Annotated in this window: 13 protein-coding genes; all 13 read left to right on the forward strand. The window is 67.3% G+C overall.

Features of this window, described 5'->3' with window-relative positions; genetic code table 11:
* Window positions 1-91: 91 nt before the first annotated feature.
* The gene (nth, locus tag ACSAMQ_RS17655) at window positions 92-934 is read left to right on the forward strand and encodes an endonuclease III (RefSeq protein ID WP_435396915.1); all 843 of its coding nucleotides are present in this window, start codon (window positions 92-94) and stop codon (window positions 932-934) included.
* A gap of 145 nt (window positions 935-1,079) precedes the next feature.
* The gene (locus ACSAMQ_RS17660; RefSeq protein ID WP_435396916.1) at window positions 1,080-2,354 is read left to right on the forward strand and encodes an OprO/OprP family phosphate-selective porin; all 1,275 of its coding nucleotides are present in this window, start codon (window positions 1,080-1,082) and stop codon (window positions 2,352-2,354) included.
* 216 nt (window positions 2,355-2,570) lie between these two features.
* Entirely contained in the window at window positions 2,571-3,590 is a 1,020-nt protein-coding gene (pstS, locus tag ACSAMQ_RS17665) for a phosphate ABC transporter substrate-binding protein PstS (protein WP_435396917.1), read from the forward strand.
* 727 nt (window positions 3,591-4,317) lie between these two features.
* Window positions 4,318-5,403 carry a phosphate ABC transporter substrate-binding protein PstS gene (gene pstS, locus ACSAMQ_RS17670; RefSeq protein WP_435396918.1) on the forward strand — a complete coding sequence of 362 codons (1,086 nt, stop codon included), beginning with the start codon at window positions 4,318-4,320 and terminating at the stop codon, window positions 5,401-5,403.
* A 298-nt stretch (window positions 5,404-5,701) separates the two neighbouring features.
* Complete coding sequence (gene pstC, locus ACSAMQ_RS17675) at window positions 5,702-6,673, forward strand: phosphate ABC transporter permease subunit PstC (RefSeq protein WP_435396919.1); 972 nt, start codon at window positions 5,702-5,704, stop codon at window positions 6,671-6,673.
* Window positions 6,673-7,578 carry a phosphate ABC transporter permease PstA gene (pstA, locus tag ACSAMQ_RS17680; RefSeq protein WP_435396920.1) on the forward strand — a complete coding sequence of 302 codons (906 nt, stop codon included), beginning with the start codon at window positions 6,673-6,675 and terminating at the stop codon, window positions 7,576-7,578. The genes pstC and pstA overlap by 1 nt, the downstream gene beginning before the upstream one ends.
* A gap of 34 nt (window positions 7,579-7,612) precedes the next feature.
* Window positions 7,613-8,428, forward strand: a complete 816-nt coding sequence (gene pstB, locus ACSAMQ_RS17685) for a phosphate ABC transporter ATP-binding protein PstB (RefSeq protein ID WP_435396921.1) — start codon at window positions 7,613-7,615, stop codon at window positions 8,426-8,428.
* 115 nt (window positions 8,429-8,543) lie between these two features.
* Window positions 8,544-9,254, forward strand: a complete 711-nt coding sequence (gene phoU, locus ACSAMQ_RS17690; RefSeq protein WP_435396922.1) for a phosphate signaling complex protein PhoU — start codon at window positions 8,544-8,546, stop codon at window positions 9,252-9,254.
* Window positions 9,255-9,556: 302 nt separating this feature from the next.
* Window positions 9,557-10,072, forward strand: coding sequence for an RNA polymerase sigma factor (locus tag ACSAMQ_RS17695; RefSeq protein ID WP_435396923.1), 516 nt, complete (start codon window positions 9,557-9,559; stop codon window positions 10,070-10,072).
* A 167-nt stretch (window positions 10,073-10,239) separates the two neighbouring features.
* Entirely contained in the window at window positions 10,240-10,710 is a 471-nt protein-coding gene (locus ACSAMQ_RS17700; RefSeq protein WP_435396924.1) for an HvfA family oxazolone/thioamide-modified RiPP metallophore, read from the forward strand.
* A 19-nt stretch (window positions 10,711-10,729) separates the two neighbouring features.
* Window positions 10,730-11,611: an HvfB family MNIO-type RiPP peptide maturase gene (locus tag ACSAMQ_RS17705; RefSeq protein WP_435396925.1), complete on the forward strand. Its 882-nt coding sequence runs from the start codon at window positions 10,730-10,732 to the stop codon at window positions 11,609-11,611.
* Window positions 11,608-12,399 (forward strand): HvfC family RiPP maturation protein, encoded by a 792-nt coding sequence (locus ACSAMQ_RS17710; RefSeq protein WP_435396926.1) that lies wholly within the window; start codon window positions 11,608-11,610, stop codon window positions 12,397-12,399. The genes ACSAMQ_RS17705 and ACSAMQ_RS17710 overlap by 4 nt, the downstream gene beginning before the upstream one ends.
* 60 nt (window positions 12,400-12,459) lie before the next feature.
* The coding region (locus ACSAMQ_RS17715; protein ID WP_435396927.1) for an HvfX family Cu-binding RiPP maturation protein at window positions 12,460-13,040 on the forward strand (581 nt) is incomplete at its 3' end.

A 13,040-nucleotide genomic window follows, 5' to 3' on the forward strand; every position in this document is an offset into this window, starting at 1 on the left:
CCCGGCCCTGCCTTCGGCCGCCGCGGCCGCCCTGGCCCGCGCCAAGGCCAAGGCCGCGCAGCGCGGACCGACCTGAGACCGATCCCCCCGCATGGCCAAGACCTCCCCGCCCGCCGCCAGGCCCGCCAGGAACGCTGCCGACCGCACGCTCAAGCCGGCGCACAAAAAAGCGGCCAAGCACCTCGCCAACCAGCGCGTCGCGAAACCTGCCGCGAAAACCGCGCCCAAGCCGGCCGCGAAAAAAACCGCCAGGCCCGCAGGCAAACGCGTCGCCCGTCTCGGCCCGGCCGAGGTCGAGGAGATGTTCTCGCGCCTGCAGGCCTTGAACCCCAAGCCGACCACCGAACTCGAATACACCACGCCGTTCGAGCTGCTGGTCGCGGTGGTGCTGTCGGCGCAGGCCACCGATGTCGGCGTCAACAAGGCCATGCGCAAGTTGTTCCCGGTCGCCAATACCCCGCAGGCGATCGCCGCGCTCGGCGTCGACGGGCTCAAGCCCTACATCGCCACGATCGGCCTGTTCAACACCAAGGCGGCGAACGTCATTGCCCTGTCGCAGCAACTCATCGAACGCCACGGGGGCGAAGTGCCGCACGACCGCGCCGCGCTCGAAGCCCTGCCCGGGGTCGGCCGCAAGACCGCCAACGTGGTGCTCAACACCGCCTTCGGCGAGCCGACCATGGCGGTCGACACCCACATCTTCCGCGTCTCCAACCGCACCGGCCTGGCGCCGGGCAAGGACGTGCGCGCGGTCGAGGACGGCCTGCTAAAAGCGGTGCCGCCGCACTACCTTCAGGACGCGCATCACTGGCTGATCCTGCACGGACGTTACGTTTGCAAGGCACGCAGACCCGATTGCCCGCATTGCGCGATCCGTGATCTGTGCCGCTTCCCGGACAAAACGCCGGGCGAGCCGGAGCCCGTAGCGGCTTGATTTCTAAAGCAAACCCGACCGGCGCGCCGCGCTTGCGCGAGCGTCATCGCAGCGTCATGCCTGCGAAATAAGTCAGATCTGTCACATTTACGCAACTTTCACACTCTAGCCTGCGCGCCATCACTCCACGCCTCAGGGCTAGACCATGAAACTCTCCCGCAACACCCTTGCCGTCGCGCTGTTCGCCGCTCTCGCAGCGCCCGCCGCGCACGCCGAAATCGCACTCGACGTCATCGGCGACTCGGAAGTCACCTTCGAAGGTCTGCTGCAGGCGGATTACAACGACTTCAACAGCGACGTCCTCAACCTCAACGCCGACCTGCCGGACGGCAAGGACAACGACAACGAGCTGCGCCGCGCCGAGCTCGTGCTGAAGGGCAAGGGCCCGGGCAACATCGAGTGGGTCGCCGGCTACGACGCCAAGGCCGACAAGTTCCTCGACGTCAACCTGAAGTACAAGCTCGGCGGCGACGCCAACCACTACATCCAGGTCGGCCAGTACAAGCAGCCGAACAGCCTGGAAGAGTTGTCCTCGACCAAGAACAACGACTTCATCTCGAAGGCGATGGTGACCAACACCTTCGGCGTGGCGCGTCGTCTCGGCGCCGCCTACAGCTACGGCACCAACGACTGGAGCCTGACCGCGAGCTACTTCGGCCGCGAACTGACCCGCAACCTGGCCCACGGCTCGGGCTTCGGCCTGCGCGGCACCTTCGCGCCGATCAACGAGAAGGGCAACATCCTGCACTTCGGCCTGTCCTACGTCGATCTCGACGCCGACGCCGACACCGCGCGCATCCGCACCCGTCCGCAGGCCGACCTCGCCGCCGGCCGCTTGGTCGATACCGGCAACATGCTCAACGTCGACCGCCAGAACACCATCGGCGCCGAAGCGATGTGGGTGCACGGCCCGGTCAAGGTCCAGGCCGAATACATGCGTTCGGAATTCGACCGCTACGCCACCCGCTCGATCGCCCAGCCGGGTAAGAAGTTCACCGGCGACAGCTTCTACGTCAGCGGCGTGTGGAACATCACCGGCGAGACTTGGGGCTACAAGGGCGGCGTGCCGACCACCCCGCTGCCCGACGAACCCGCCAGCGGCATGTGGCAGGTCGGCGTGCGCTACGACAAGATCGACCTCAACGACGGCTCGCTGCGCCCGGGCGCGACCCCGACCGCCGCTCCGATCGTCGACGGCGTGCTCGGCGGCGAAATGGACGCCTGGACGGTCGGCGTGAACTGGTACTGGCGCTCGAACTTCAAGTTCATGCTCGACTACTCGATCGTCGACAGCTCGCGCTACATCGGCCGCACCAGCGCGACCTACTCGCAGACCGCCGCCTACAACAACCGCACCTTCAACCGCGTCGTCGACGACAGCCCGAACGTGATCTCGGCGCGCGTGCAGTTCTACTGGTAAGCCGCGGCTTACCGCTCGATCGGACATCTCTCCCCCTCGATCGGCAACGATCGTTACGGGCGCGGCCTAGGCCGCGCCCTTCTTTTGCGCGCGCCGTGCGTCGGAAAGAAAGGGATGTCACGTCCCTGTCATGTTTTCGCCTCGTGACTGTCATCGAACCGTTATGAAATTCGCCGCAACGGATTCGTGCCAGCCGTCTCTCTTCAGGAGCTCACCGTGTTCAAGTCTCTGTCCTTCCGCCTGACCGCACTCGCCCTCGCGACCGCGTTCGCCGTCAACGTCCAGGCCGCCGACGTCACCGGCGCGGGCGCGTCGTTCGTGTACCCCGTGATGTCGAAGTGGTCGGCCGACTACGCCAAGTCGACCAACAAGAAAGTGAACTACCAGTCGATCGGCTCCGGCGGCGGCATCGCCCAGATCAAGGCCGCGACGGTCGACTTCGGTTCCTCCGACGCCCCGCTCAAGCCCGAAGAGCTCGCCAAGTTCGGCCTGGCCCAGTTCCCGTCGGTGATCGGCGGCGTGGTGCCGGTGATCAACGTGCCGGGCGTGGCCTCGGGCGCGATGAAGCTCGACGGCGAAACCCTCGCCGGCATCTTCCTCGGCAAGATCACCATGTGGAACGACCCGGCGATCGTCGCCCTCAACGGCGGCCTCAAGCTGCCGGCCAAGAAGATCACCGTGGTCCACCGTTCCGACGGTTCGGGCACCACCTTCAACTTCGTCAACTACCTGTCCAAGGTCAGCGGCGAGTGGAAGAGCTCGGTCGGCGAAGGCACCGCGGTCAAGTGGCCGACCGGCATCGGCGGCAAGGGCAACGAAGGCGTGGCCGCTTACGTCAAGCAGATCCAGGGCGGCATCGGCTACGTCGAGCTGTCCTACGCGCTGCAGAACAAGATGGCGTATTCGCGCCTGAAGAACGCCGAAGGCAACTTCGTGCTGCCGACCGACGAGACCTTCTCGGCCGCCGCCGCGAGCGCCAAGTGGGCCGACGCCAAGGATTTCTACCTGGTCATGACCAACGCGCCGGGCGAGAACTCCTGGCCGATCACCGCGACCAACTTCATCCTGATGTACAAGCAGCCCAAGAACGCCGCCGGCGCCAAGAACGCCAAGGAATTCTTCCGCTGGGTCTACGCCAACGGCGACCAGCAGGCCAAGACGCTCGACTACGTGCCGCTGCCGGACGCGCTGGTCAAGCAGATCGAGACCTACTGGACGACCAACATGAACTACTGATCCGACCGATCGTCGGATCCGGGGGGATCCTTCAGATTGGGGATCGGACGAAACGGGCCTTCGGGCCCGTTTTGTTTTTCTTGGGGTTCGGGACTCGGGACTCGGGACTCGGGCTCGGGACTCGGGACTCGGGACTCGGGACTCGGGGTTCGGGGTTCGGGGTTCGGGGTTCGGGTTCGGGTTCGGGGTCGGGTTCGGGTTCGGGTTCGGGGTCGGGTTCGGGGTCGGGTTCGGGGTCGGGATCGGGGTCGGGGTTGGGAATTAGATTTCATGGATCCGGGGTCTTTGCCCTCCAAGCCGTCATCCCCCGCCGGCGGGGATTCATGGATGCGGGTTGCGAGCCAGCGGCGCGCGCATCTCTGAACGCCAAGGCGCCACGCGCCCTGGCCGGGCTGCCGAGACTTTCAGCGCCTTCCTGAATGGGCCCGGACATCCGGGTCAGCGAGCAAGTCGAATCCGCCTGCGCGGAAACGACGGCGCACCGCCCACTCCACCCGGCCCGGCGCCCTAAATCGCTGTGCCGCAGTCGCGCCGGAAACCGTGCCCCCAGGCCCTTTGTTACCGCCAAACAGCAGCTCCGGCCTCGCAAACCGGGACCTTGGACACCCCGGCCGCCGTTTCGCTACAGATTCATTACGAATCCGTGTCATAGCCGTGTAACAAAAAGATCATCAAATGGCGCCATCCGAGCCGGCGCCCTCGCCGGCCTTCTTTCATGGAGTAGCGCATGAAATCGTCGCCGGCCCGCATCGCCGTCCTCTCACTCGCCATCGTCCTGGCCGCCGCCGCGTGCTCGGGCAGCCAGACGCCGGCCCCGGCCGCCGACGGCAAGACCGCGGCCGCCGCGCCCGCGGGCGACCGGGTCGCCGCGCAGATCACCGGCGCCGGCGCGACCTTCATCTATCCGCTGCTGTCGAAGTGGTCCGACGACTACAACAAGGCCACCGGCGCCAAGGTCAACTACCAGTCGATCGGCTCCGGCGGCGGCATCGCCCAGATCAAGGCCGGCACCGTCGACTTCGGTTCCTCCGACAAGCCGCTGCCGAGCGAAGAGCTCGCCGCCGCCGGCCTCGGCCAGTTCCCCTCGGCGATCGGCGGCGTGGTCCCGGTGGTCAACGTCGACGGCATCGAAGCCGGCAAGCTGCGCCTGACCGGCCCGCTGCTGGCCGACATCTTCCTCGGCAACGTCGGCAAGTGGAACGACGCGGCGATCGCCGCGGTCAACCCGGGCGTGGCCCTGCCGGACCTGAAGATCAACATCGTCCACCGCTCCGACGGTTCGGGCACCACCTTCAATTTCTCCAATTACCTGTCCAAGGTCAGCCCGGCCTGGAAGACCAAGGTCGGCGAAGGCACCTCGGTGCAGTGGCCGGGCGGCGTCGGCGGCAAGGGCAACGAGGGCGTGGCCTCCTATGTGAAGCAGATCAAGGGCTCGATCGGCTACGTCGAGCTGGCCTATGCGCTGCAGAACAAGATGGCGCACACGCAGTTGCAGAACGCCGCCGGCAACTTCGTCCAGCCGAGCGCCGAGGCCTTCCAGGCCGCCGCATCGACTGCCGACTGGGCCAGCGCCAAGGATTTCAACCTGGTCATCACCAACGCCAGCGGCGCGCAGTCCTGGCCGATCACCGCGACCAACTTCATCCTGATGTACAAGCAGCCCAAGGACGCCAAGCGCAGCGCCGACACTCGCGCGTTCTTCAAGTGGGCCTTCGAGAACGGCCAGTCGCAGGCGCAGAGCCTGGACTACGTGCCGCTGCCGCCGGAACTGGTCAAGCAGATCGAAGCCTACTGGGCCGCCGAGTTCAAGTGACGCATCGGGCCGCGTCCGCGCAGCGGACGCGGCCTTGCCGATGGGTCATTGCGCGTAGGCGCAGATCCACCGGACTTTCGCGCGAGAACGCCCGAGGTCTCCAAGTCCCCGCCTACGCGGAGACGTTGAGCAGGAAAGGTCGCGGCCGCCGGAGCTGCGATGGCATCGCAACCGCTTCGCCACGTACACCCGGATCGCATCGCGACTCCCGTAATCGCCGCACCCGCCGCACCGCGCATCCGCCACAGCCCCGCACGCTCCCGATGCATCGCACTGCCACGACGGACCTCCCTTCGCAATGAACGCGACCGCCCTACCCGCTCGATCCGGTATTTCCAGCCGCGATGGCAAAGATGCGCGCAACGACCGCCTGTTTCGTTATGCGCTCACCGCCACCGTCGTCTTCGTCCTGTTCGCTCTCGCCAGCGCCGCCCTGTCGATGCTCTGGGGCGGACGCGACGTACTGGCCAAGGAAGGTCTCGATTTCTTCATCACCACCGAATGGAACCCGGTCGAGGACCAGTACGGCGCGCTCGTTCCGATCTACGGCACCGTCGTCACCGCGCTGATCGCGATGGTGATCGCGGTTCCGGTGAGCTTCGGCATCGCCTTCTTCCTGACCGAAGTCGCGCCGCGCTGGGCGCGCGGCCCGATCGGCACCGCCATCGAACTGCTCGCCGGCATTCCCTCGATCATCTACGGCATGTGGGGCCTGTTCGTGCTGGTGCCGGTGATGACCGAACACGTCACGCCCTGGCTCAACGACAACGTCGGCACCTGGCCGGTGATCGGCAAACTGTTCCAGGGTCCACCGCTCGGCATCGGCATGCTCACCGCCGGCATCGTCCTGGCGATCATGGTGATCCCGTTCATTTCCTCGGTGATGCGCGAAGTGTTTCTGACCGTGCCGACCCGGCTCAAGGAATCGGCCTACGCGCTGGGCTCGACCAAGTGGGAAGTCAGCTGGGACATCGTCCTGCCCTACACCCGCTCGGCGGTGATCGGCGGCATCTTCCTCGGCCTAGGCCGCGCCCTGGGCGAAACCATGGCGGTCGCCTTCGTGATCGGCAACTCGGTCAACTTCTCGGCCTCGCTGCTCGAACCGGGCACGACCATCGCCGCGCTGATCGCCAACGACTTCGGCGAAGCCACCGAGACCTACCGTTCGGCGCTGTTGCTGCTCGGCTTCGTGTTGTTCATCGTGACCTTCATCGTCCTGGCCGCCGCGCGGTTCATGCTGATGCAACTGTCGCGCAAGGAGGGCAACTGATGAACGCGACTTCCGCTCCCGTCGACGCCGAGCTGCAGCGCCGCCACCGCGTCGCCGATTCGCTGTACGGCCGTCGACGCGTGTTCAACGCGATCGCCGTGGTCCTGGCCTGCGCGGCCGCCGCGTTCGGCCTGTTCTTCCTCGGCTGGATTCTCTACACCCTGCTCGCCAAGGGTCTGGGCGGCATCAACGTCGCGCTGTTCACCCAGAACACGCCGCCGCCGATGCAGGAAGGCGGCCTGCTCAACGCCTTCTTCGGCAGCGCGGTGATGTGCCTGATCGCGATCGTCATCGGCACGCCGCTCGGCGTCGCAGCCGGCACCTGGCTGGCCGAGTACGGCGCCGGCCGCAAGATCGGCACCGTGGTGCGCTTCGTCAACGACATCCTGTTGTCCGCGCCGTCGATCGTGCTGGGCCTGTTCGTCTACACCCTGGTGGTCATGCAGACCGGCGGCAACTTCTCGGCCCTGGCCGGTGCGATCTCGCTGGCCTTCATCGTGCTGCCGGTGGTGGTGCGCACCACCGACGAAATGCTGCGCCTGGTGCCTTCGCAGATGCGCGAGGCGGCGCTCTCGCTCGGCGTGCCGCAGTGGAAGGTGATCGTGCAGGTGCTGTACCGCAGCGCCTCGGCCGGCATCGTCACCGGCGTCCTGCTCGCCCTGGCGCGCATCTCCGGCGAAACCGCGCCGCTGCTGTTCACCGCCTTCGGCAACCAGTACTGGAGCCACAACGTGCTGCAGCCGATGGCGAGCGTGCCGGTGGTGATGAACCAGTTCGCCGGCAGTCCTTACGAAACCTGGCAGACCCTGGCCTGGGCCGGCGCCCTGGTGCTCACCTTCTTCGTCCTGGTCGTCAGCCTGCTCGCCCGCGCCCTCGTGTTGCGCAATCGGATCTCCAATGACTGATCTTTCGAACCAACCCGTTGCCCGGACCCCGGCCATGAACGATGCCCGCCTTTCCGTCGCCACTCCCGACCGCGCCGCGGCCGTGATCGGCGCTTCGCCGGTCAAGCTCGCCGCGCGCGGCCTGGACTTCTACTACGACAAGTTCCATGCGCTGAAGTCGATCAACCTGGAGATCCCCGAGAAGCAGGTCACCGCACTGATCGGCCCCTCCGGTTGCGGCAAGTCGACCCTGCTGCGCATCTTCAACCGCATCTACGCGCTGTACCCGAAACTGGAAGCGCGCGGCGAAGTGCTGCTCGACGGCGAGAACATCCTCGACCCGAAGTACCCGATGAACCGCCTGCGCAGCAAGGTCGGCATGGTGTTCCAGAAGCCGGTGCCGTTCCCGATGACGATCTTCGAGAACGTCGCCTACGGCATCCGCCATCACGAGAAGCTGTCCAAGGCCGACATGGAGCTGCGCGTGGAGCAGGCCCTGCGCCAGGGCGCGCTGTGGGACGAGGTCAAGGACAAGCTGGGCCAGAGCGCCCTGGGCCTGTCCGGCGGCCAGCAGCAGCGTCTGTGCATCGCCCGCGCGGTCGCGCTGCGTCCGGACGTGCTGCTGCTCGACGAGCCGACCTCGGCGCTGGACCCGATCTCGACCAGCCGCATCGAACAACTGGTCGAAGAGCTCAAGAAGGACTACACGATCGCGATCGTGACCCACAACATGCAGCAGGCCGCGCGCGTGTCCGACTTCACCGCCTTCATGTACCTGGGCGACCTGATCGAGCACGCCCCGACCGAAACCATCTTCTCCAAGCCGAGCAAGCAGCAGACCGAAGACTACATTACCGGCAGGTTCGGCTGACACGCGAGCGGGCCTCGGGACTGGGGACTCGGCAGAGCAACAGCTGCCTTGTCCTGCCCGCCGGCCGAGTCCCGAGTTCCGAGTCCCGAGTCCCGAAAACTTCCGAGTCCCGAACATGAGCACCCAAATGCACGACCACATCGTCAAGAGCTACGACGAAGAGCAGCGCCGCTTGCTCGACGAAACCCTGCGCATGGGCGAGATGGCCGCGTCCCAGCTCGAAGCCGCGCTCGACGTGGTCCAGCGCCGCGACGACAAGGCCGCCGAGCGCATCATCGCCAACGACGAGGCGATCGACGCGCTCGAACAGGAGATCAGCCACGACGTCATGAAGCTCGCGCTGCGCGGGCCGATGGCGCGCGATCTGCGTGAGATTCTGGCGGCGATCCGCATCGCCTCGGACATCGAGCGCGTCGGCGACTACGCCGCCAACGTCGCCAAGCGCTCGACCGCGCTGAACCTGTCGCCGCCGCTGCCGCACGTGGCCGGCCTGCACGCCCTCGGCACCCTCGCGGTCAAGCAGCTGCGCGACGTGCTGTCGGCTTACCGCGACAACGACATCGAACTGGCCCAGAACGTGCGCGCGCGCGACGCCGAGGTCGATACCGCCTACACCGGCCTGTTCCGCGAACTGCTGACCTACATGATGGAGGACGCGCGCAGCATCACCGCCTGCACCCATCTGCTGTTCATGGCCAAGAACATCGAGCGCATCGGCGACCACGCCACCAACATCGCCGAGAACGTCTGGTTCCTGGTCAAGGGCGAAGAGCAGTTGCCGCCGCGCGAGAAGCGCGACGATACCAACACCACCGGCGCGGTCTGACTTCGCCTCGTCCGCTCCGGCAGGCTCCGGAGCGGGATTTCGCGCAGACCCGTCGCGCTGCGTTGCAACAAAGCGGCGGTCGGCTCGCCCTGCCGGACCCGCAGTCGCGCGCCGGCCTCGGCGCGGCGCTAGGGCCAAGCCGCCCTGCAAACGGTTACAGTCGCTCCAGGCTGAATCCGTTCTAAACGAATCCGCCCGCACCGTCGCAATCGCGAACCGATCGGCCCGTTTCCAAACTCTTGGTACATGCCCGCAGCGCCCTGCCGCGGTGTATTTTTGCGTACCTCGGAGGAGACCCGGGCATGACCTTGCTGATGGCGAACGGGGATTTGGCGGCCGCCCGCTCGGGCGACCGCGCCGCGCTGGAGCGCGTGCTGACGCGCTCGCGCCAGGACCTGCGCCGTTACGCCGAGTACCACTGCGTCATCAACGACATCGAGGACGCGGTTCAGGAAAGCCTGATCACCGTCTCGCGCAAGCTGCGCGACTTGCGCGTGCTCGAGTGTTTCGTTTCCTGGACCTTCCGTATCGTCAAGCGCGAATGCAACCGGCTCAAGCGCGGCCGGCGTATGCTCAGCGGCGAGCTCGTCACCGACGAAATCCTGCCGGTCGTCACTCCCGAGCCCTGCGAATGGCGCCACGATGTCGCCGCCGCGCTCGAATCCCTGCCGGCGCATTACCGCGAAGTCGTCCTGTTGCGCGACCTGGAGGGCCTGACCATCGCCGAGATCGGCGATCAACTCGGGCTCAGCCGCGAAGCGGTGAAGTCGCGCCTGCACCGGGCCCGCGTACTGGCCCGCGAATATCTCGACCCGTGATGCATCCTTGCTCCGCCGCCCGCCGTATCGCCGACCGATCCCCCGCTACGGTTCGGCACCCGCCCATTTCGATACCGCTGCACATCGCATCCAGACGGAACCCGGCACACTGGGCCGTTCATCCCGCCGGCGGGCTTCCCGCCGTCATCGCCACGTAGGAGTCATCCATGTCCAAGCAAATCAAGAAGCCCATCGCCCTCGCGCTCGGCGCCACCCTGCTCGGCGGCCTGAGCCTGTCGGCTTCCGCGTTCGCCATGAGCGATCTGTCGCAGGGCTACCTGCTCGGCGCCCAGCAGGCTCCGCCGGCCGCCGAGAAGGCCGCCGACGCCAAGGCCGCCGCCGACGCCAAGCATGCCGAAGGCACCTGCGGCGCCGACAAGAAGCACGTCGAAGGCAAATGCGGCGAAGGCAAGTGCGGCGCCGACAAGAAGAAGACCGGTGAAGGCAAGTGCGGTGAGGGCAAGTGCGGCGAAGGCAAGTGCGGCGCCGACAAGAAGAAGACCGGCGAAGGCAAGTGCGGCGAGGGCAAGTGCGGCGGCGACAAAGCCACCGCCAAGCCGGCCGACGCCAAAGCCGCTCCGGCCAAGAAGGCGGTCGAAGGCAAGTGCGGCGAAGGCAAGTGCGGCGGTTCGGTCTGACCGCTGCCGGCTGACCATGATGGACGGCTCGCGTCCCCTCGAACCGGATGCCGTCGGCCTCGGCCTGCGGCGGGCCCTGCTGGGCCCGCTGCAGTCCGCCGCGGCCGGGGATTTCGATTTCCTCGAATGCGCGCCGGAAAACTGGATCGGCATCGGCGGCCGCTACGGCGAGGCCTTGCGCGATCTGGCCTCGCGCCACGCGCTGGTCTGCCACGGCCTGTCCTTGTCGCTCGGCGGCACCGACCCGCTCGACGAGACCTTCCTGGTGCGGGTCCGCCGTTTTCTGGACGAACACCGCGTCGCCTGCTACAGCGAGCACCTGAGCTACTGCAGCGACGACGGCCATCTCTACGACCTGCTGCCGATTCCGTTCACCGAGGAAGCGGTGCACCACGTCGCCGCGCGCATCCGCCGCACCCAGGACATCGTCGGCCGCCGCATCGCGGTCGAAAACGCCTCCTACTACGCCGCGCCGCACCAGGAAATGAGCGAAGTCGAGTTCACCCGCGCGGTGCTCGCCGAAGCCGATTGCGAGCTGCTGCTCGACGTCAACAACGTTTACGTCAATTCGATCAACCACCGCTACGACGCGCGCGAATTCCTCGCCGCGATGCCGGGCGAACGCATCGCCTACCTGCACGTGGCCGGCCATTACGACGAGGCCGAAGACCTCAAGGTCGACACCCACGGCGCCCCGGTCAAGCACGAGGTCTGGTCGCTGCTCGGCGACGCCTACCGCCTGTTCGGTGCGCGCCCGACCCTGCTCGAGCGCGACTTCAATTTCCCCCCCTACGAAGAACTCGTCGGCGAACTCGATACCGTCCGCCAGGTGCTGCGCGAGGCCGCGCCGCAGTCCGCGGACGGCGATGCGCGCCGGGTGCGCGCCCGAGCGAGACGATGAGCGACAGCCGCGGCATGAGCGACGCTCCCTCGCGCCTGCGCGCGCAGCAGTTCGAACTGACCCGCCACCTGCGCGACCCGCAGGCCAGCCCGGCGCCCGCGGGCATCGAGGACCGGCGCCTGGAGATCTATCGCGACCTGCTGTTCAACAACATCGAAGGCCTGCTGGCCGGCAACTTCCCGGTCATCCGCAAGCTGCTCGGCGAAGCGCGCTGGACCGCGCTGGTGCGCGATTTCTACCGCGACCATCGCTGCCACACGCCGCTGTTCGCCGAAATCGCCCGCGAATTCCTGCGCTACCTGCCCGAGCGCGACGGCGACCCGCCGTTCCTGGCCGAGCTCGCGCACTACGAATGGGTCGAACTCGCGCTGCAACTGAGCGAGGCCCAGGCGCCGCAGGACGATGCCGGCATCGGCGACGCCGAGCTGCTCGAACACGCCCCCCAGTTGTCGCCGCTGGCCTGGCCGCTGGCCTATGCCTGGCCGGTCCACCGCATCGGTCCCGACCATCAGCCCGGGCAGCCGCCGCCGGGCCCGACCCTGTTGCTGCTGCGCCGCGAGGCCGACGGCGAGGTGCGCTTTTCCGAGTTGAGCCCGCTCGCCTTCCGGCTGATCGAACGGATCGGCGAGACCTCCGAACTGAGCGCAGCCGAGCAGTTGCGCGCGCTGGCCCAGGAAGCCGGCAGCGACGACCTCGCCGCGTTCCTCGAGCTCGGCCACGGCCTGCTGCGGCAGATGCGCGCCAGCGGGGTGATCTTTTTCTCCGCCGCGGCGAACCTTTCCGCCTGATCCCTGCCTCTTGTACTCGAAAGCGCCGGCGCCCCGGCGCAAGCCGTACCGGAGCAGCCGATGGCCCGACCCCTCTTCGCCCCCTGCCTCGCCCTGCGCGACCGTCTCGCCGGCGTGGGCGCGTGGCTCTCGCCGCTCGGCCTGCGTCTGGTGCTGGCCTGGGAGTTCTACGAATCCGGGCGCGAAAAACTGCACGGCGAAAACTGGTTCGGTGGCGTCATGTCGAACTTTCCGTTTCCGTTCGACCACGTCCCGGCCGAGCTGAGCTGGGCCATGGCGACCGGGTTCGAACTGCTCGGCGGGCTGGCGCTGTTGATCGGCCTGGGCACGCGTCTGGCCGCCGCCTCGCTGTTCGTCCTGACCGTGGTCGCGATCGCCGCGGTGCATTGGCCGCAGGACTGGATGGGCCTGTCCCAGCTGGCCCAGGGCTATGCCATCACCGACGACGGCGCCGGCAATTACAAACTGCCGCTGCTGTTCCTGGTCATGCTGTGGCCGCTGATTCTCGGCGGCGCCGGGCGCTTCAGCGTCGATGCCCTGCTCGCGCGCGCGGCCGTCCTGAGCGCGCCGGCGCCGCGCGACGACCCGACCGGCTGGGGCCTGGTCCTGTTGCCGGCCGGCCTGGTCGTGGCGATGCTGCT

The organism is Lysobacter sp. 1R34A, assembly GCF_051217035.1.
Lineage (GTDB): Bacteria > Pseudomonadota > Gammaproteobacteria > Xanthomonadales > Xanthomonadaceae > Lysobacter.

What these genes read in the sequence shown, in the direction of transcription:
- ACSAMQ_RS17695 (WP_435396923.1), top strand. Translation starts at nt 9,557, where the DNA reads ATGACCTTGCTGATGGCGAACGGGGATTTGGCGGCCGCCCGCTCGGGC.
- ACSAMQ_RS17660 (WP_435396916.1), top strand. Translation starts at nt 1,080, where the DNA reads ATGAAACTCTCCCGCAACACCCTTGCCGTCGCGCTGTTCGCCGCTCTC.
- pstS (WP_435396918.1), top strand. Translation starts at nt 4,318, where the DNA reads ATGAAATCGTCGCCGGCCCGCATCGCCGTCCTCTCACTCGCCATCGTC.
- pstB (WP_435396921.1), top strand. Translation starts at nt 7,613, where the DNA reads ATGAACGATGCCCGCCTTTCCGTCGCCACTCCCGACCGCGCCGCGGCC.
- ACSAMQ_RS17705 (WP_435396925.1), top strand. Translation starts at nt 10,730, where the DNA reads ATGGACGGCTCGCGTCCCCTCGAACCGGATGCCGTCGGCCTCGGCCTG.
- ACSAMQ_RS17710 (WP_435396926.1), top strand. Translation starts at nt 11,608, where the DNA reads ATGAGCGACAGCCGCGGCATGAGCGACGCTCCCTCGCGCCTGCGCGCG.
- nth (WP_435396915.1), top strand. Translation starts at nt 92, where the DNA reads ATGGCCAAGACCTCCCCGCCCGCCGCCAGGCCCGCCAGGAACGCTGCC.
- ACSAMQ_RS17700 (WP_435396924.1), top strand. Translation starts at nt 10,240, where the DNA reads ATGTCCAAGCAAATCAAGAAGCCCATCGCCCTCGCGCTCGGCGCCACC.
- phoU (WP_435396922.1), top strand. Translation starts at nt 8,544, where the DNA reads ATGAGCACCCAAATGCACGACCACATCGTCAAGAGCTACGACGAAGAG.
- pstA (WP_435396920.1), top strand. Translation starts at nt 6,673, where the DNA reads ATGAACGCGACTTCCGCTCCCGTCGACGCCGAGCTGCAGCGCCGCCAC.
- pstC (WP_435396919.1), top strand. Translation starts at nt 5,702, where the DNA reads ATGAACGCGACCGCCCTACCCGCTCGATCCGGTATTTCCAGCCGCGAT.